This is a genomic window from Nostoc sp. ChiQUE02 (assembly GCF_034531305.2).
In the GTDB taxonomy this organism is placed as follows: domain Bacteria; phylum Cyanobacteriota; class Cyanobacteriia; order Cyanobacteriales; family Nostocaceae; genus Nostoc.
Genome location: NZ_JAVRBN020000044.1, coordinates 35,348 through 53,658 on the forward strand (window position 1 = coordinate 35,348; position 18,311 = coordinate 53,658).

Sequence of the window (18,311 nt, forward strand, 5' to 3'; positions counted from 1 at the left end):
TTAGCCTTAACTGAACCGTATTGCCACAGAAGTAGACTTTATTTTAGAGCCAGCGACTTTTTTTTAGTTTGAAACAATGTTGTTAATTTAGAGATAAAAACATGGGAACAGTTTACATCACACAAGATGATTCATTTATCGGTAAAATCGATGAGCGTCTAAATGTAAAATTTGATAAAAAAACTATTTTAGACATACCACTGATTAAAATTGATGGCTTAGTAATCATGGGACGAGCTAGCATTTCTCCCGCCGCTATTACTGAACTAATCGACAAAAAAATTCCTCTGACTTTTCTCACCAATAATGGAAAATATCTCGCTAGTCTAGAACCCGACATGGGTAAAAATATCTTTGTGCGTTCTGCTCAGTGGAAAGCTGCTGGAGAATCAGTACAAGCTATTCACGTTACTCAAGGTTTTGTGAGAGGAAAACTGAAAAATTATCGCCATACTTTATTGCAATCACAACGCCGCTACTCTGAACTAGATTTGAATGCTGGAATTACTCAATTATCCAATGCGATCGCATCCCTTGAACAAGTGAATGTAATTAATTCTATCAGAGGCTTAGAAGGTGCTGGGAGTGCTGCTTATTTTGGTTGTTTTAATCAACTAATTCGCGTTGATAACTTCAACTTTGCCACCCGTAACCGTCGTCCTCCTAAAGATCCAATAAACTCGCTTTTGAGCTTAGGTTATTCCTTATTGCGTCATGATGTCCAAGGAGCTTTAAATATTGTTGGCTTCGACCCTTATTTAGGATACTTACACACAGAGCGATATGGACGACCTTCTTTAGCACTAGATTTAATGGAAGAATTCCGACCTTTAATAGTAGATGCTGTAGTCCTCACAGCCATTAATCGCCGGATGCTTGCACCAAAAGACTTTACTACCGAACCTGTTAGTGGTGCAGTCTCACTCACTAAAGAAGGTCTACATATATTCCTACGACTATATCAAGAAAAGAAGCAAGATAAATTTAAGCATCCTGTCATGCAAAAGCAATGTACCTATCAAGAATCTCTAGAAATTCAAGCACGCCTACTAAGTAAATATCTCCTCGGAGAAATTGACAAATATCCACCTTTAGTTCTGAAGTAAATCATGAAGTTAGGAGAGAGGCGATTAATCGCGTCTGTACAAGAGTTAGGAATAAGATTTATAACTTTTCACCCTAACTTAATAACTCTCTCCTTCTCTACTCCTCACTCTCTACTACCATTTCTCATGTACATAGTGATTTCCTACGACGTACCAGAAGACAAGCGTCGCACCAAAATTCATAAGATTCTCAAATCTTACGGACAGTGGATGCAGTATTCCGTATTTGAGTGTGACCTGACACAGACTCAGTATGCTAAACTGCGATCGCGTTTAGCTAAATTGATCAAACCAGACCAAGACAGCATTCGCTTTTATTTGCTCTGTGCTTGTTGTCAGCCAAAGATTGAGCGCATCGGCGGTGAAATGCCAATCGATACCACAGTGTTTTTTGCTTGAGCCTAGCGTCAACCAGTAGGTGTTTTGCAAAAGGAATAAAATTTTGTGCCCCAAATGCTTATCCCCTGTGCTTTTGAACCCTCTAACACCAATATTGAGGTTGACGCCAACGCCCCAAACCCTTGTTATCAGTCACTTTGAGCTTATTTTCTAAAATGTCATCATTGACAGCCCATTACTTGAAAAGGTATATTGTCTTCAGGTTGACGCAACTGCACCTTGAAAACCAAATATATACAGGCTTTCAGCACTGGGCGGTTCCAATTAGCTAAAATCCCTATTAGGGATTGAAACTTAAACTTTCTACTAACTTGTTAACTGTGTGTGGGTTCCAATTAGCTAAAATCCCTATTAGGGATTGAAACGAGAAAGATGATCTACTTACTCTCTGGCACAATTGTTCCAATTAGCTAAAATCCCTATTAGGGATTGAAACAGGTTGCCAGTAGCTTTGATTTCTTTCGTGAGAGCGTCAAATGTTCCAATTAGCTAAAATCCCTATTAGGGATTGAAACCTGTTGTTGTTTCCATTGAGGGATTATTAGAAAAAGTTCCAATTAGCTAAAATCCCTATTAGGGATTGAAACAAGTCTCAAGTAGTGATCTCGAATAACTTCTTCAGTTCCAATTAGCTAAAATCCCTATTAGGGATTGAAACACAAATAAGTTCACTGAGAGTGTTATCAGAAACACAAAGTTCCAATTAGCTAAAATCCCTATTAGGGATTGAAACCTTCTTATATAGCTCAAAAGCCTGTTTTTTATGGAGTTCCAATTAGCTAAAATCCCTATTAGGGATTGAAACACGCATAACAAAATACCCCACTTTACAGCAGGGTGAGTTCCAATTAGCTAAAATCCCTATTAGGGATTGAAACACTTTAATTGTTTTAACTGCTCCTGAAGCTACACGTTCCAATTAGCTAAAATCCCTATTAGGGATTGAAACGACCATTCAACCCAGGACGACCAGCTAAACCCGGGTTCCAATTAGCTAAAATCCCTATTAGGGATTGAAACTTTCCAGGGTGATTGGAACTCTATACATTAATTTTGTTCCAATTAGCTAAAATCCCTATTAGGGATTGAAACGTTTGTCAACGAGAATATGACGCTAGAAAAAACAGTTCCAATTAGCTAAAATCCCTATTAGGGATTGAAACAAGAGACGTTGAACGCCTCCGAAGGTGTCTACACGGCTATAGTTCCAATTAGCTAAAATCCCTATTAGGGATTGAAACCTCTTGCTGCTTTATCTAAAATGTTTGCAATTTTGGTTCCAATTAGCTAAAATCCCTATTAGGGATTGAAACTCAGCGCAATCATTGCAACAATATCCAGGGTAAGTTCCAATTAGCTAAAATCCCTATTAGGGATTGAAACGTTGCTGTATCCCCGGTAACACAGGTGTAGGTAATGGTTCCAATTAGCTAAAATCCCTATTAGGGATTGAAACTTAGAAGTACTTCAATCAACAATTTCTACAAAGGTTCCAATTAGCTAAAATCCCTATTAGGGATTGAAACACACGACTAGTGAAAAATCAGATTTTAAACTATTGTTCCAATTAGCTAAAATCCCTATTAGGGATTGAAACAAGATAAAATATTGCATTTAAGACTTAATTCAAGTTCCAATTAGCTAAAATCCCTATTAGGGATTGAAACAAACATATTTCTAAATCTCATATAACTTTTGAACAAGTTCCAATTAGCTAAAATCCCTATTAGGGATTGAAACAAAATATTTCAGAGCCTATCAACTATAAACGGATGTTCCAATTAGCTAAAATCCCTATTAGGGATTGAAACGTATACACATTCTTTCATTCTTTTTGTTAATTTTGGGTTCCAATTAGCTAAAATCCCTATTAGGGATTGAAACCCCAAATCCGCTGCCAGGTATCGCGATCCAGAGTTCCAATTAGCTAAAATCCCTATTAGGGATTGAAACGTAAACAGAGAATAAGTAATTGTCAGCGGCAGTCGGAAGTTCCAATTAGCTAAAATCCCTATTAGGGATTGAAACTCTGACTTGTGCAGAGACAGCAGCTAAGATTCTAGTTCCAATTAGCTAAAATCCCTATTAGGGATTGAAACGAAACAAAAACACCATTAACAACAGTCGCACCTTGAAAGTTCCAATTAGTTAAAATTCCTGTGGTTTCAAATTTGATCCTGAAAGCAACATAATAAGAATATGATTTGATTCCTGAACTTACTTGCGTAGGAACAGGAACACTTGACCATATTACAGACCAATATCAATGGATTATTGAATGCAAGATTGGAACACACAACTCGATTAAGTCATACATTTTGCCAAGATTTTGCGTAATCAAAAAAACGATCGCGCAACACATTCATCTTGACTTATTTTTGAAGCCTAGCTAATTCTGAAACTTCAGAGGATAGTGAATTCTCAGATATTCTCGCATTGTCAGCCTCTAAAGAACGCAGCAATTCCCGAATCACATCAGTAGCGGGTCTTCCTGTTTTTGCACAGTATTCTTCCAGTTTCTGCGCTTCTGTTGACGTGAGATTTACTGTCAGTCGTTTGACAGCCCATTTTTTATTGACCATTTACTCTTGTGCTATATTACTCTTCGTGGAAGAAATTATACCTTTGTTTCTAAACCTATCCTAATGTGGGTTTTAGCCTATTTTAAGAGCATTAATCTGGATTCGCACATAATTGACGAAACTTCTACCTTCATCTATTGTTTATAGTTTCTACGCTGTTTTTTCTACCTGTTTCCACATTATTTGCTGCCATAGTTATTGATACCGCTTTCTGTATTACCAGAAATAGTACTGTTAGCTAGACTAAGGCTGCCGTAGCTATTGATGCCACTTCCGCTATTGTCACAGACACTGCTATTGGTGAGGCTGAAAATGGTATTGCTATTGCAATACGCTTGGGTTAGCGCCAAAACCCTAAAATTGCGTAGGTTGGGTTGAGGAACGAAACCCAACATTTCTAGGGCTTTGTTGGGTTGCGCTTTGCTTAACCCAACCTACAATTTTTCTTAACCCAAGCGTATTGATTGCTATTGAGTACAATACCACTGTCATTCGTATTATTACCATTAGCGATCGCCAAACCATCAATGCTGACATCTGTTCCTATTCCCGATACCTCGATTAATGGTCAGTTGCCCAGAGGTAAGGATAATTACCTCAAGGGGTGGTATCAATATTTTTCGGTTAAGGGGGAAAGGGAAAGGGTTTGAATTTAGCTTTCCCCTTTCCCCTTTAACCTTTACCCAGACCAAAAGAGAGATTATTGGATTTATCCGAAAAGTATTGGGGGTGGTATTGGTGAACACGCTTCCAAATGCTTCTAGCACGGGGCTTTAAACCCATTTTCTCGGTAATAAGTATCTGTAGAGAAAAGGAGACGCCCTCCGTAGGATGCCCAAGGGCGATCGCACAGCCTCTTCTCTACGAAAGGCTACGCCAAGAGTCCCGATCAACTCTTTGCTGTCCGGCTAAAAACTCGATAGTATAGCCACGTACTAGTTTCCTTTAAGGGAAATAACAAATAAGTGAGAGGATTTATCGTCACAATAATATTTCGGAAGTCTCGCCGTGCCAAAAATAAGATCGCACGAGCAACTTGCTGTGCAGACATCACTCCATAAGGATTCAGTTGACTTTTAAATGGGCCAAGTATTAACTTGCGAATTACACAATCTCCATCCAAACGCTTGAGGGTAACAATATCTCCTAGCGATCGCTTGCTGAGTTCATAAAGCGGACTTAGCGCTGGAGAAACCTCAGCCTCAGAAGTGTTTACCCAGATTTCCTTGGTTGCTTTTGCTTGTGGCCCTGTTACAGTTTTCGAAAATATATCCATCAACCGCAATGCTGAAAAAGTATTCACTTCATAAGAGGAGTTGATAGCCTCCGGTGTGCGGCTGGCGTAGACATTGATTCCGTGGTTGATAATTAAAATATCTACTTTCTCTAAACTATCCCTCAGTTCGGCTTCGTTGCCCAACTCCCAGGGAACCACCTTCACCCCAACTTGCTCTCCTAATTTTTCTGGATTAGTGGTTAATGCCACGACTTTAGCATTATTCTTTACAAGTTCAGCCGCCAACGCTTGTCCCAGCGCTCCTGATGCTCCGGTTAAAGCGATGGTTTTACCCTTGAGAGACAGTCCTGTACCTAGAATTTTATCCACTAGGGGAAAGACACCACTGTAGTAAGCGTTGACATCATCAAAATGATGCCGCCAATGGTAAGACCGATTCACCCACCAAATGGATGGTATTGTCTCTAAAGGGCCGGGTAGGTGGTTGTAGTCTGTATCAATTTTTCCTTGGAAATATCGTACAGACGCGCCATACAAGAAGGTGCAAGCATAAGCTACTCCCAACCATAACCCCATTTGCTGGACAACTAAGGCAATTACCACCAATACCACCAGCAGTAGACTCGACTCTAAAATGTCGTGATAGAGCTGGGATTCTTGATAAACTTTCAGGGAAACTATCGATAAATCGCGGCGATAGGCCATGTGGTGCTTGTTGTGCCATTTAGCAAGCCAATTAACTTGGTGACACAAGGCATGGTAGCTGTCTCTCAAGACCTCAGCGAGTAAAAATGAGAAGAGTGCCCAACTAGCAAACTGTAAGCTGGCATTTAGCCAAACCCAATTAATTTGTAATCTTGCCTCAATTCCAATCAAGTTTTCAGCTAGCATTTTTATCATATTTGTCTATACTCGTTTTTCTTAATCATTCTTCATGATCTGATAAAGATGCATTAAGGTCGAGTCTAGAGCAAATAAAAATTAAAGTAGGGACTGGGGACTGGAAAACAAATCTTATCCTAATACCCAATACAACTCTTGGAGAGGCTTCTCTTTCAGAGACGCCAACGGCTCCCTTCCCTACGGGACGCTACGCGTAGCTTGCTTCCACGTTCGCGTCCCGTAGGGAAGTGGTACGACTGCGCTACCTCGGCTTCTCTGCGAGACGCTGCGCGTTAGCGGAGCTTTCGCTTTAGCGATACGCTCGGCACAAGTCAGGGCAAGTCGCTCAGTACAAGTCCCCAATCCTCAATTACGCATTAGTTATAATACAATACGCTTGGGTTAAGCTAGAAAAATAAATTTGCGTAGGTTGGGTTGAGGAACGAAACCCAACATTTTCGGGCATTCGTTGGGTTTGACTTCGTTCAACCCAACCTACTATTCTTCTTAACCCAAGCATATTGAGTTATAATATCCCAGTTGACTTTTACATAGCCAGGTTCAATGTGGGTAAAGTGTTTGCTCAATTGCTGATGTGCTTTTGGTAGGGCGTGGAAGGGAATTGATGCATACAAATGATGCTCTGCATGAAATGGCATATTCCACATAAAAAATCGCACAGGCCAGAACGTTAGGGTTGTGCGGGTATTTGTGAGCAGATTTGCGTCAAGAGTGCAACCTGTATGTTCTGCTAGTAGAATAAACCGGAGAATCGGCTGACCGACAAGCAGGGGTAGCAGCCAATAGAGGAAAAACCAAGGCTGATTAACTACAATTGAAAGAGCGATCGCACCTGCATAAATACCTAATTGCCAACGTGTGGAGCGAATAACTTCGGCTCGTGCGGCTTCTGGTACGAATGGAAAATCGTGAAATTGACCAGTTGCAACCTGAAAATGCCCACGTATTTTACCCCACCACCACGGTAAACCGCTAATTATCAACAAGTATTTGCCCAAGTTGCTCGGTTTGGGATCGGTCAGTTCTGGATCTTTGTCAGGAACGCGAGTGTAACGGTGATGCCACTTATGGTAACGACGAAAAAACGTGCTGTTGTAAAATGAAAGCAAGCCGGAAAACCAAGCCACAACCTTATTCAAACGATTGTTAGCGAAAGCTGTTCTGTGAACGCATTCATGCATTGGTGCAAACATCGAAGCCAAACTGAAGCCGTAGATTACCAATGCTGGTATAGCCAGCGACCAATTGCCAAAGTTTGTTGCCCACAGGTAGCCACTGCAACCCATAACTGTGAGATGCAAAGCCAGTTGAACCAGCCCTTTGTTGTTGGAGCGATCGTTTAGAAGACTTAATTCTTGTACACTGAGAATCTGGCAGATGTTTTGCTTGTTATTAGCTTTGTGTTCTAATAATTCAGATTGAATAATCGCATCAGACATAATTGAAACTCTACATAATGTTGTTGAAATTAAGTATAAATTTGCTTCTTTGACAATCCAAAATCTAAAACTCAAAATCCAAAATGGTATTAGCTGACCACACCAGCACGAAAAATTTGTTCTGCGCTTAAATTCAACTCTGGGAAAGTTGGTGATTGGATACGGTCATTACCTCGAAATTTATTAATTAGATACTCACCTTCTTCTAAACAGCAAACCAAGATAGTAGGTTGTTTTGGCTTGCCAATGAATTCCCTACCGCCCAATGCGGCATAATCAACAATCCAATATTCAGGAATTCCCATTTCTTCATAATCAGCGTATTTTTTGTGATAATCATCACGCCAATTGGTACTCACTACCTCCACCACTAAAGGAATAGATGCGGCAAGGCTTACAGTCGATGCTTTTTTCCATAAAAGTTCGTTTACTAAATTAGGCTGATTTAGTATAAGGACATCTGGTGAATAAGCTGATTCGTTTTCAAGTGGTTTAACAAATACTGTTTTTGGGATGAGATAGGCAAGATTTAAACGATCTAATTCAACACTAAGTTTTCTGACTAAAAATCCAACGACCTCTTCATGGTCGCCCGTTGGTTGTGCCATCTCAACAATTACTCCATTATGCAGTTCATAATGTCGTTGTGGGTTATCTGGATATTGAGCAACAAATTCATCGAATGTAACTAGTTTGCGTAAGGCTTGAGTCATGGTTTTATTCCTTAAAGCAAAACTGATATTGCAATCTTAAATCAATTGTGACAAAGAAGCTCCCCGACTTTTTTGCTCCTCGCGATCGCACCAAGCACCCAACTCAAGCGATCGCAATCATAGTAAAGTTAAGCAAGTTAAAAATTAACTTCTGCCTTCACGTTTCAGTGTTTTGCGCAGCCTGTAGCAGCTTCCGTCTTCCCTGTAAGAACTTCTGCCTTCACGTTTTGGTGTTTCGCGCAGCCTGTAGCAGCTTCCGCCTTCACGTTTCAGTGTTTCGCGCAGTCTGTAACAACTTCCGCCTTCCCTGTAGCAGCTTCCGCCTTCACGTTTCGGTGTTTCGCGCAGTCTGTAGCAGCTTCTGTCTTCCCTGTAGCAGCTTCCGCCTTCACGTTTCGGTGTTTCGCGCAGTCTGTAACAACTTCCGCCTTGAGAATAACTACGAGTATCAGATGGCTGGAGGTATTTGTAAAAGCGATGTCTACGACGGGCTACGCCTACGCAAACACAGGTTCCAAAAAATATAGGTAAATGGGCTTTGCTAACCAAAACTACCTCAATACTTTTTGGTTAAGGGCAAAAGGGAAAGGGAAAGGGTTTAAATTTACCCTTATCCTTTGCCCTTTAACCTTTCCCCAGACCAAAAGAGAGATTGTTGGGTTTACCCGAAAAGTTGGGAGTTTCAAATTGGCTGTTTGCGCCAGCTGCGTTTTTTGAGCTTGGTTTGCCAAGACTCCATATAGGTGTAGAAAACAGGTGTTAAATAAAGTGTGAGAAACTGCGAGAACACTAACCCCCCAACTACTGCTAAACCAAGGGGACGGCGTGTATCTGCTCCGGCTCCCAAACCAAGGGCGATGGGCAGCGTACCCATGAGTGCTGCTATTGTCGTCATCATGATTGGGCGGAACCTCACTAAACAAGCTTCATAGATAGCATCATAAGGAGTTTTGCCATTTTGACGGGCAACGATCGCAAAGTCAACCATCATGATCCCGTTTTTCTTCACAATACCAACCAGCAGGATAATGCCCACAAAGGCGTAAATATTCAAGTCAACTTGAAACAGCAACAGTGTCAGCAGTGCCCCAAATCCAGCGGACGGTAAGCTAGAAAGGATAGTCAACGGGTGAATGAAGTTCTCGTAGAGAATCCCCAACACGATATAAATCACCAAGATGGCAACCAACAGTAGCAATCCTAAACCCTGAATCGATGATTGAAATGCCTGCGCTGAACCTTGGAAGCCTGTACTAATTGTAGGTGGCAGTGTTTGACGGGCGAGTTCCTCAATTTTCCCAGTTACGTTACCGAGTGATACTCCTGGCTTCAGGTTAAAGGAAAAGGTGACAGCAGCAAGTTGCCCTTTGTGGTTAATGGTCAAGGGGCCGACATCTTTGCTCAAGGTAGCTACAGCGTTGAGAGGTACAAGTTGTCCACTGGGGGCACGAACTGAGAGCAAATCCAGGGCATTGGAATTTTGCTGATATTTTGGTTCCACGCCCATAATTACTTGGTACTGGCTATCAGGGGCGTAGATGGTGGAAACTTGGCGAGTGCCATAAGCATTACTCAGGGCAGTTTCAATTTGATTAGCCGTCAAACCTAGAGCCGAAGCTTGATCGCGGTTGATGTTTACTTTTACTTGCGGATTTTTGATTTGCAAATCGCTGTTGACATCTTGTAAATCTGAGAGCGATCGCAATTTCTCTTCTAAAGCTGGAGCGTACTGGTAAAGTTCCTGAATATTAGGAGTTTGCAGAGTAAATTGATACTGCGCTTTTGTCTGTTGTCCACCGACATTAATAGCTGGGGGATTTTGCAAGAATACCTTGATTCCAGGCACACCAGACAATTTTGGTCGGAGTTCTTGCACAATTTCATCAGCATTGAGACGGCGTTCATGGCGGGGCTTGAGTTCGATTAAAATTCTTCCGGCATTGGCGGAAGCATTAGGCCCACCAGCCCCGACGCTGGAGTTGATGGAATCGACATTCGGATCGCGATAAGCGATCGCAGCTACTGCCTGTTGATGTTTTACCATTTCATCAAAGGATATATCTTCTGATGCTTGAGTAGTTGCAGTAATTTGTCCAACATCTGCGTTGGGAACAAACCCTTTAGGCACAACTATAAATAGATACACTGTTGCTAAAAGAATCGCTCCCGAAATCACCATCGTTGTGCGGTGATACTTGAGTGATTTCTTCAAACTCCAATCGTATCCGCTCAATATCACATTAAAGATATTTTCCGAAAAGTTGTAGAGACGACGGTTGAAATTTTTGATTCGGGAGTGGGGAGTGGGGAGTGGGGAGTGGGAGTTCAGAATTTCTTCCCCTGCTTCCCCTGCTTCCCCTGCTCCCTCATCTCCCTCACCCTCTTGCTCATGATGAGGTGGGCTTAAGAATCTGGAACACAGCATTGGCGTTAAGCTGAGGGAAATTACGCCAGATACCAAGATTGCAACGCTGATAGTAACGGCAAACTCACGGAATAATCGCCCCAGAATGCCTTCCATGAAAAGGATAGGGATAAATACTGCGACCAGAGAGATGGTCATAGATAAAATCGTGAAACCAATCTCTTTAGAACCATTGAGAGCTGCTTCCATGCGGCTTTCGCCCATTTCCATGTGGCGAACAATATTCTCCAGCATGACTACGGCATCATCAACAACGAAACCCACTGAAAGGGTCAACGCCATCAGTGACAGGTTATCAAGCGAGAAGCCCAGTAGCACCATGACTCCAAAAGTCGCTACTATCGAAAGCGGCACTGCCAAACTGGGAATGACTGTAGCAGAGATATTGCGGAGAAACAGAAAGATTACCAGCACCACCAGGGCGATGGTGAGTAACAGCGTGAATTGTACATCATCTACCGACTCCCGAATTGACTGGGAGCGATCGTAGAGAATATCCATGTTCACCGCCGCCGGAATCTGTGTCCGAAAGGTGGGTAGCAGTTTCTTGATTGCATCCACTACTTGAACGGTATTAGTTCCCGGTTGGCGCTGAATTGCTAAAACGATCGCCCGCACGCCAGAATTTTGGACTTCGGCTCCGCTCAGTCGAACGATTTTGGATTTCTCCCCTGCTCCCCTGCTCCCCTGCTCCTCTGCTCCCCTGCTCCCCTGCTCCCCTGCTCCTTTACTCTCCTTCTTAACAGGAAAATACCAACTCGCAATCTTATCATTTTCCACGCTGTCCAGGACTTGACCTAGTTCACCTAGCTGCACTGGTGCGCCGTTTTGATAAGCCACATTCAGGGAACGATAGCTGGCGGCATCGTTGAGTTGACCGTTTGCTTGGATAGTAGAATTCTGCTGCTTTCCGTAAAGTGTCCCGGTAGGTAGATTGACATTTCCATTTGCGATCGCATCAGCTACTTCATCGATTCCTATTCCCTTTACACTCAGCGATTCGGGGTCAAGCTGAATTCGTACCGCATACTTTTGGGAGCCAAACACCTGCACTTGCGCCACCCCATCCACCATTGATAGACGTTGTGCCAGCAATGTCTCAGCATACTTGTCTACAGTTGATAGGGGCAGAATGGACGAATTGAGGGATATATAGAGAACAGGCTGATCCGCCGGATTTACCTTTCGGTAAGATGGGGGATTAGGCATATTAGTAGGTAACTGCTTCGCTCCCTTAGAAATAGCAGATTGCACATCTTGTGCTGCGCCGTCGATATCTCGATTCAGGTCAAATTGCAGTGTCAGCTGTGTGGTACCCAAAGAACTGGTAGAATTCATCGAACTCAATCCCGCTATGCTAGAAAACTGCTGCTCTAAGGGGGTTGCTACTGAGGCAGCCATTGTTTCTGGACTAGCTCCGGGCAGGTTAGCTGTTACCTGGAGTGTTGGATAATCCACATTAGGCAGGTCGCTAACGGGTAGCTGTTGGTAACTTATCAGCCCAAATATCAAAATGCCAACCATAACTAAGGTTGTCATGATTGGACGCCGGATAAATAGCTCGGAAATGTTCATTGCGTTCCCTTGAATGAGTCCTGTTAGCGGATAGCTAAGGTTGAGCCAGTGCTGAATAAGGAGTGTTGAGTGAGAAATTTACCTTTCTCCTCCTGCTCCCCCTGCCCCTCTGCCTCCTACTTCCGGTTTTACTTGGACTGTGGCACCAGGCACTAGGTTGAATTGTCCATCAGTGACTACTTGCTCACCTGGTTTCAACCCTTGCTTAATCACCGTTTCGTTCCCAACGGTGTCACCTACCGTAATTGGACGCATTTCTGCTGTTTTGTCAGGTTTGACTACATACACAAACTGCCCCTGTTGTCCACTTTGTACCGCCTGGGAAGGAACAGTAATAGCATTTGGTTCTTCGCTCAGTTTGAGTACTACATTGACAAACTGCCCCGGAAATAGGCGCTCATCAGCGTTAGCAAAAGTACCCTTAAGTTGAATGGTGCCTGTTTGGGTATTAACTCCACTATCGACGAAGGTGAGTTCGCCTCGTACTGGATGCCCTGCATCTTTAGGAGGTAAAGCATCGACTTCTAACTTGCCGTTATTAGCACTGTATTTTTTTATGTCTGGCAGCAATCGCTGGGGAATGGAAAAGTTGACATAAATCGGGCGGATTTGGCTGATTGTAATTAGCGGATCATCAGCATTCGCACTCACTAGATTGCCTTGAGTTAGCTTCAGGCTACCTGTACGTCCAGCAATTGGTGAGTAGATGGAACTGTAAGAAAGCTGAACTTTGGCATTGTCGATCGCAGCTTCATCTGATGCTACTGCTGCCTTGGCATTTTGTACATCTGCTTGGGCTGCCGCCACTGCTGCCTGAGCATTTGCCACTCCACCTTGATCTGCCTCCACCGTGGCCTGTTGAGCATCAGCACTAGTCTGATACTGTTCGGCCTGTTCTTTACTGATTGCCCCTTCCTTAAGCAAACTAGCATAACGTTGAGCTTGGACATCTGCGTTTGTTGCCTGGGACTTATCCTTCACTACGTTCGCTTTTGCCTGGTTCACTTGAGCGATCGCTTTGAGCACATTTGCCTGTGCCTGTTTCACCTGCGCTAAATCTTTGGCTTTGGCAGCATTAGCTTGCATCAGCGCGGCTTGTAGAGGGCGGGAATCAATTTTAAATAACAAGTCTCCTTTCTTAACGTTCTGTCCTTGCTGAAAATAGACGCCAGTAAGTTGTCCACCCACTTGAGACTTGACAGATACCGTGGAATATGCTTCCACCGTTCCCGTAGCAGATAACTGTATTGGAATTGTTTTTTGAGTCGCAGTAGCAACTACCACTGGCACAGCTCGTTTTTTTCCTGCTTCTTTGCCACTTGATTGGGCTTCGGAAGCATTACAGGCACTACACAAGTAGGCTAGACCTAACATAAGTAGCGAGAACCGCCCTCTTTGAATAACGCTCTGAAAACCAGGAACAGTTTGAGCAGCCAAGGACGAAGGCTTTATCGTCTGAATAGGGGCTAAACAGCGCATATCATCAACAATCTGGGGGAAAGGGGGAAGCACAGACACGTACTAGCTTGTCATTAGACATCGCATTTTCCGCAAAATGGTTGGTTGCGATGAATTCTAATTAGAGAAGCGTAATATTAGCTAAACTAAACATTAGTGTACTAATAATTGCTGTTTTAGCCTACCCCTTTTAGGAATAAATTGTTGTTAAGCTGTTGTGACTTTGGTATTAAGTTCTAGTGACTTTATCTGTATATATAGGGTTGTGTGGCAAAAATTGTTTGATAACAAATGAAATAGCCAAAGCAACAACTTTATTTTACGAAGGCAATCGCTGTTTGTCTTTCAGCCAAAATAAATATTTTGACTCATCCCACCGCTACAAAAAACATCGCTTGTCTTTCCGACACGCTGCCGCGATCGCGACACTCGTAGACTCGTTAACGCTCCGCTATCGTTTTCATAAAAAGCCGTGCGAAAATCGAAGTCATTAGTACCAATGACTAATGACTAATGACTAATGACTAAATTTAAGCAGCCCAAAAAATCGGGGCAGGTGACAAACCCGCCCCGATCGCTTCTGATATACTGCGTCCAACGGCTGTTGCTACAGGCTTTAAACTATCAACTAAATGCACCATGTCTTCTAAAGAAAGTGCTTGACGGGCATCAGAAACAGATTTTTCTGGTTCTGGGTGACACTCAATAATTAATCCATCTGCACCGCAAGCGATCGCAGCCCTAGCCACAGGAGCTACTAACTCCCGTTTACCGACAGCATGGGAAGGATCTACAATCACAGGCAAGTGAGTGATTTGCTTGAGTGCTGCCACTGCCCCTAAATCCAGGACGTTGCGAGTGTAATCATCGAAGCTGCGGATACCTCTTTCACACAACACTACATCCGGATTACCGTGGCTGAGAATATATTCAGCAGCCATGACAAATTCTTCAATTGTCGCTGCTAAACCACGCTTGAGTAGTATTGGTTTACCAGCTTGTCCCAAAGCTTTGAGCAAGTCGAAGTTTTGCATATTGCGGCTACCAATCTGAAGCATATCAGCGTGAGCGGCGACTACTTCAATTTGGGAAATTGACATCACCTCAGTGACAACTGGCATATTGTAATGCGATCGCACCCTTGCCAAAATCTCCAATCCTGACTCTCCCATACCCTGGAAAGCGTAGGGAGATGTGCGGGGTTTGTAGACACCGCCACGCAACCCCTGTACCGATGCAGTAGATAGCTTTTGGGCAACTATCTCCATTTGTTCTAAACTTTCAACAGTGCAGGGGCCGCCGATAATTACTAGTTCTTTGCCGCCGAAAGCGACTTTTTCTGAGATTTTAACGATTGTCTGGTGGTTTAGATGGGATTGTGCAGCAAGTTTGGCATTAATCATGGTTTCATTCTCCTAAAAATTAAGTATTGGGCACTATTTTGCGATCACAAAAAAGCCCGAAACCTTTGAAGAGTTCCGGGCGCGTTCTGATTCATCGACATGACGCTACTTACCCGGAACTTAGTCTGGGCCAAAAGTAAAAGCCATAAAACCAGCTACTGAAATAAGTCATGACGATGAAATTCTCCTTAAAAAAACAAAAACCGCAGAGTTCGCTCTGCGGTTCACCGGGCGGTTTCCGTTAGGAAACTCGATTCACTCCCGGTGAACCACCCTAAACCAAAAATAAAAGTAGGAATTTGTGTTAAGCATTTGCGAGGCTTTTACTGGAAACTTAAGAAATATACCTATGTAAGGTAACATTAGCAGGAAGAGTAGGCAGTGTCAAGACCTCCACAAACCATAAAAAAGCGATAGACTCAGTACAACTGTGGGGATCAAGACTATTAACGCTTTGTGGAATTCAAAATCACGCCCTGTTCTGATTGTCTGGTGAAGTACTAGTTGCTTGTTTGCGTAGACGAAGAAAGCGGCTAGTTATATAAGTTTACAAATATTGTTGTGTGATGACTAATGGGTAGTGTAAATGATTAAAAATCAATGGTGAAAAATCTAAAAATCCAGAATATGACCATTTTCTAACGAATAGAATACAACCAACTCAAGGAAATCAGAGAGAAGTCTAAGCGGTAGCTTCCGTCCCTCATAAGTTCAAAGAGCCAGGATTGAGAAGTTAAAATATATAATTCTCCTGACTTATGACCTCATCTTGTGAAAGCTTATTGCAGGCAATTGACAATCGCCATACATTATTCTTACCCAAGTCCTCATTGACCAAATTAACTTTTTAGGATCGTTACTCTCATTATGCCCAGTTCCAAAATCTTAGCCCAATCTTTCGACTATCATGGAGTTTACCCCTGCCCAGTCTGTCGGATAGGTAAGATTTATCACATGCCATTGATGGAAGCTATGGCTTGTGACTTTTGCCAAGAGATTTTTACAGTCAACTTAGAACTACAGCAAATCAAGATGCCTTCGAGACAACCACCCTTAACTTGGCGTTGGAATGGGTTTAGTTGGACAGAAGGCCAGTTGGAAGGTGTGGAATTAGGTTGGGGTTATGGACTAGCAGCAGCAGTTTTTGTAATTCTTCCCACTACTCTAATTGGCATAGTAGCTTACTATTTTCCTGCTAATCTCAAGGAACCCATTACCTGGATGCCATATATTTGGACTATATTAACTTTCTTATCACATTTATCAATTATTGTTTGGATTTTTATTGAAGTCTATCAGATTCCAGTTGCAGCATATTTGAGAGCGATCGCTCGATGGAGAAATGGGGAGATGGGGAGATGAGAAATCAATTAAAAATGAAAAATGAAAAATTAAAAAACTTCTGCCTCCTGCCTCCTGCCCCCTGCCTCCTGCCCCCTGCCCCCTGCCTCCTCTTTCCCAATGCCCCACGATCAATGACATAATGATGCAGCGAATACATGGCTCCATCACTCATAATTAAGTTGATTGTCCACCAAAATATCGTATGAGCGATCTGGAGCGGTACTATAGAGTTTTGGAATTAGAGCCTGGGGCAACACTTGAGGAAGTGAACCAGGCTTACAAAGATTTAGTCTTTGTTTGGCATCCCGATCGCATTCCCAAAGACAATCTCCGTTTACAGCAGAAAGCACAAGACAAGCTGAAAGCCATAAATGAAGCTCGTGAAAAGTTGCGCTCTCTAAAAACCAAACATCAAACTCAAACCACACATCACTCACCGTCACCTCAACAGGAAAAACCATCTCAAACAAGCCAGAAGCCACCAAAGCAAAACTCAGACTTGAGTGGTAAAGACTACAGTCGGGCAAATTTGAGCAATAAAGACTTATCTGGTAGAAATCTGAGTTATGCCAATTTGAGTGGTGCTAATCTTAGCGATACTTTTATGCACAAAGTCAACCTCAGAGGAGCGAATTTATCTGAAGCAAATTTATTTCGGGCAAACCTACTTTTAGCCGATCTCAGAGAGGCGAATTTACGCGCTGCTAATTTGATTGGAGCGGATCTAAGTGGGGCCGACTTGCGAGGAGCCGACTTGACAGGAGCGCGGATTCGCTCTGGTGAACGTCTTCTGGTTAAACTAATTGGTACTAACTTAGCAGGGGCAATTATGCCTGATGGTTCAATTTATCAATAATTGAGGTTGTGCTATAACACAGAGTACATAAATTACTCAAATGAACAAGCATTCAAGCATATTGCTTTCTCAATATGCTTGAATACTTGCCCAAAAGACCAAAATGAATACGCGATTTACTGAAATGAGCAAACAAACCCCAGTTTGCTTGCTGAATCTACCGAAATGAGAAAGCATTTAGACCAAATGAGTAAGCAAACCCCAGTTTGCTTGCTGAATCTACTGAAATGAGAAAGCATTTAGACCAAATGAGTAAGCAAACCCCAGTTTGCTTGCTGAATCTACTGAAATGAGAAAGCATTTAGACCAAATGAGTAAGCAATCAAGCATTTTGAGAAAGCAATCTGCAATTTTAACGATCAGCAGTATCCTTTAAGAAGTCGGGAATCTGACCTAGCTTCATCCATCCCTACAACCTGCCTGTAAAATTGAATGTGATACCTCAAGGCTTTTAGGCACTGTGAACTTTTTTATCGGTTGTGCTGTTTGGGCATATAAAGGTTGGATGGGCGAACTCTATCCCCAAGGCACTCGCAATGCCGATTTTCTCCACCTCTACAGTCGCCGCTTCACCACTGTAGAAGGTAACACCACCTTTTATGCCGTGCCTAATCAAGAAACTGTAACCCGTTGGGCTGCCGAAACCCCAGCAGGGTTTGAATTTTGTCTGAAATTACCGCGAGATATTACCCATCAAGGATTGCTACAACCTTATATTCCGGCTGCTTTAAAATTTTTGGAAGGGATGCGCCCTTTAGGTAAGCATCTTGGCCCAATATTTGCCCAGTTACCACCTAGGGCGTGTCATCAATTGAGCCAGATGACAGAAGCAGCCAGATAAATTGCACCTAGAAAGTTGGTTGCCCGTTTA

13 protein-coding genes, 1 pseudogene and 1 CRISPR repeat array are annotated in these 18,311 nt (G+C 42.8%); of the genes and pseudogenes, 7 read left to right on the forward strand and 7 right to left on the reverse strand.

What is annotated here, in order from left to right:
• Positions 1-101 precede the first annotated feature (101 nt).
• Together cas1d and cas2 are read left to right on the forward strand one after the other, a co-directional pair.
• A complete protein-coding gene (cas1d, locus tag RM347_RS29345; RefSeq protein WP_322719652.1) occupies positions 102-1,106 on the forward strand; it encodes a type I-D CRISPR-associated endonuclease Cas1d in 1,005 nt (334 codons plus the stop codon).
• A gap of 126 nt (positions 1,107-1,232) precedes the next feature.
• A complete protein-coding gene (cas2, locus tag RM347_RS29350; RefSeq protein WP_322719653.1) occupies positions 1,233-1,505 on the forward strand; it encodes a CRISPR-associated endonuclease Cas2 in 273 nt (90 codons plus the stop codon).
• Positions 1,506-1,762: 257 nt separating this feature from the next.
• Positions 1,763-3,604: direct repeats of the CRISPR family, unit length 37 nt; unit sequence GTTCCAATTAGCTAAAATCCCTATTAGGGATTGAAAC.
• A gap of 273 nt (positions 3,605-3,877) precedes the next feature.
• Here cas2 and RM347_RS29355 read toward each other — a convergent pair.
• Positions 3,878-4,087, reverse strand: coding sequence for a CopG family transcriptional regulator (locus tag RM347_RS29355; RefSeq protein WP_322719654.1), 210 nt, complete (start codon positions 4,085-4,087; stop codon positions 3,878-3,880).
• A gap of 470 nt (positions 4,088-4,557) precedes the next feature.
• On the opposite strand from RM347_RS29355, the gene RM347_RS29360 reads away from it, so the two are divergent.
• Positions 4,558-4,737: a hypothetical protein gene (locus RM347_RS29360; protein WP_322719655.1), complete on the forward strand. Its 180-nt coding sequence runs from the start codon at positions 4,558-4,560 to the stop codon at positions 4,735-4,737.
• 239 nt (positions 4,738-4,976) lie between these two features.
• On the opposite strand, the gene RM347_RS29365 is transcribed toward RM347_RS29360, so the two are convergent.
• The 5 genes from RM347_RS29365 to RM347_RS29385 form a co-directional block, all read right to left on the reverse strand.
• Positions 4,977-6,224: a bifunctional sterol desaturase/short chain dehydrogenase gene (locus RM347_RS29365; protein ID WP_322719656.1), complete on the reverse strand. Its 1,248-nt coding sequence runs from the start codon at positions 6,222-6,224 to the stop codon at positions 4,977-4,979.
• Between the two features lie 467 nt (positions 6,225-6,691).
• Positions 6,692-7,666, reverse strand: a complete 975-nt coding sequence (locus RM347_RS29370) for a fatty acid desaturase family protein (protein WP_322719657.1) — start codon at positions 7,664-7,666, stop codon at positions 6,692-6,694.
• 89 nt (positions 7,667-7,755) lie between these two features.
• Positions 7,756-8,379 (reverse strand): Uma2 family endonuclease, encoded by a 624-nt coding sequence (locus RM347_RS29375; RefSeq protein WP_322719658.1) that lies wholly within the window; start codon positions 8,377-8,379, stop codon positions 7,756-7,758.
• A gap of 682 nt (positions 8,380-9,061) precedes the next feature.
• Entirely contained in the window at positions 9,062-12,379 is a 3,318-nt protein-coding gene (locus tag RM347_RS29380; protein WP_322719659.1) for an efflux RND transporter permease subunit, read from the reverse strand.
• A 78-nt stretch (positions 12,380-12,457) separates the two neighbouring features.
• A complete protein-coding gene (locus tag RM347_RS29385; RefSeq protein ID WP_322719660.1) occupies positions 12,458-13,897 on the reverse strand; it encodes an efflux RND transporter periplasmic adaptor subunit in 1,440 nt (479 codons plus the stop codon).
• A 221-nt stretch (positions 13,898-14,118) separates the two neighbouring features.
• Between RM347_RS29385 and RM347_RS29390 the strand changes: the two genes are divergently transcribed.
• Positions 14,119-14,331: a hypothetical protein gene (locus RM347_RS29390; RefSeq protein ID WP_322719661.1), complete on the forward strand. Its 213-nt coding sequence runs from the start codon at positions 14,119-14,121 to the stop codon at positions 14,329-14,331.
• A gap of 36 nt (positions 14,332-14,367) precedes the next feature.
• On the opposite strand, the gene aroF is transcribed toward RM347_RS29390, so the two are convergent.
• Entirely contained in the window at positions 14,368-15,240 is an 873-nt protein-coding gene (aroF, locus tag RM347_RS29395) for a 3-deoxy-7-phosphoheptulonate synthase (RefSeq protein ID WP_322719662.1), read from the reverse strand.
• Between the two features lie 867 nt (positions 15,241-16,107).
• Here aroF and RM347_RS29400 point away from each other — a divergent pair.
• The 3 genes and pseudogenes from RM347_RS29400 to RM347_RS29410 form a co-directional block, all read left to right on the forward strand.
• A complete protein-coding gene (locus tag RM347_RS29400) occupies positions 16,108-16,602 on the forward strand; it encodes a hypothetical protein (RefSeq protein WP_322719663.1) in 495 nt (164 codons plus the stop codon).
• A 184-nt stretch (positions 16,603-16,786) separates the two neighbouring features.
• Positions 16,787-17,440 carry a pentapeptide repeat-containing protein gene (locus RM347_RS29405; protein WP_322719664.1) on the forward strand — a complete coding sequence of 218 codons (654 nt, stop codon included), beginning with the start codon at positions 16,787-16,789 and terminating at the stop codon, positions 17,438-17,440.
• A gap of 460 nt (positions 17,441-17,900) precedes the next feature.
• Positions 17,901-18,236: pseudogene (locus tag RM347_RS29410) on the forward strand (DUF72 domain-containing protein); the annotation flags it as partial.
• Positions 18,237-18,311 lie beyond the last annotated feature (75 nt).

What these genes read in the sequence shown, in the direction of transcription:
- RM347_RS29405 (WP_322719664.1), top strand. Translation starts at nt 16,787, where the DNA reads ATGAGCGATCTGGAGCGGTACTATAGAGTTTTGGAATTAGAGCCTGGG.
- RM347_RS29355 (WP_322719654.1), bottom strand. Translation starts at nt 4,087, where the DNA reads ATGGTCAATAAAAAATGGGCTGTCAAACGACTGACAGTAAATCTCACG.
- aroF (WP_322719662.1), bottom strand. Translation starts at nt 15,240, where the DNA reads ATGATTAATGCCAAACTTGCTGCACAATCCCATCTAAACCACCAGACA.
- cas1d (WP_322719652.1), top strand. Translation starts at nt 102, where the DNA reads ATGGGAACAGTTTACATCACACAAGATGATTCATTTATCGGTAAAATC.
- cas2 (WP_322719653.1), top strand. Translation starts at nt 1,233, where the DNA reads ATGTACATAGTGATTTCCTACGACGTACCAGAAGACAAGCGTCGCACC.
- RM347_RS29380 (WP_322719659.1), bottom strand. Translation starts at nt 12,379, where the DNA reads ATGAACATTTCCGAGCTATTTATCCGGCGTCCAATCATGACAACCTTA.
- RM347_RS29400 (WP_322719663.1), top strand. Translation starts at nt 16,108, where the DNA reads ATGCCCAGTTCCAAAATCTTAGCCCAATCTTTCGACTATCATGGAGTT.
- RM347_RS29375 (WP_322719658.1), bottom strand. Translation starts at nt 8,379, where the DNA reads ATGACTCAAGCCTTACGCAAACTAGTTACATTCGATGAATTTGTTGCT.
- RM347_RS29370 (WP_322719657.1), bottom strand. Translation starts at nt 7,666, where the DNA reads ATGTCTGATGCGATTATTCAATCTGAATTATTAGAACACAAAGCTAAT.
- RM347_RS29365 (WP_322719656.1), bottom strand. Translation starts at nt 6,224, where the DNA reads ATGATAAAAATGCTAGCTGAAAACTTGATTGGAATTGAGGCAAGATTA.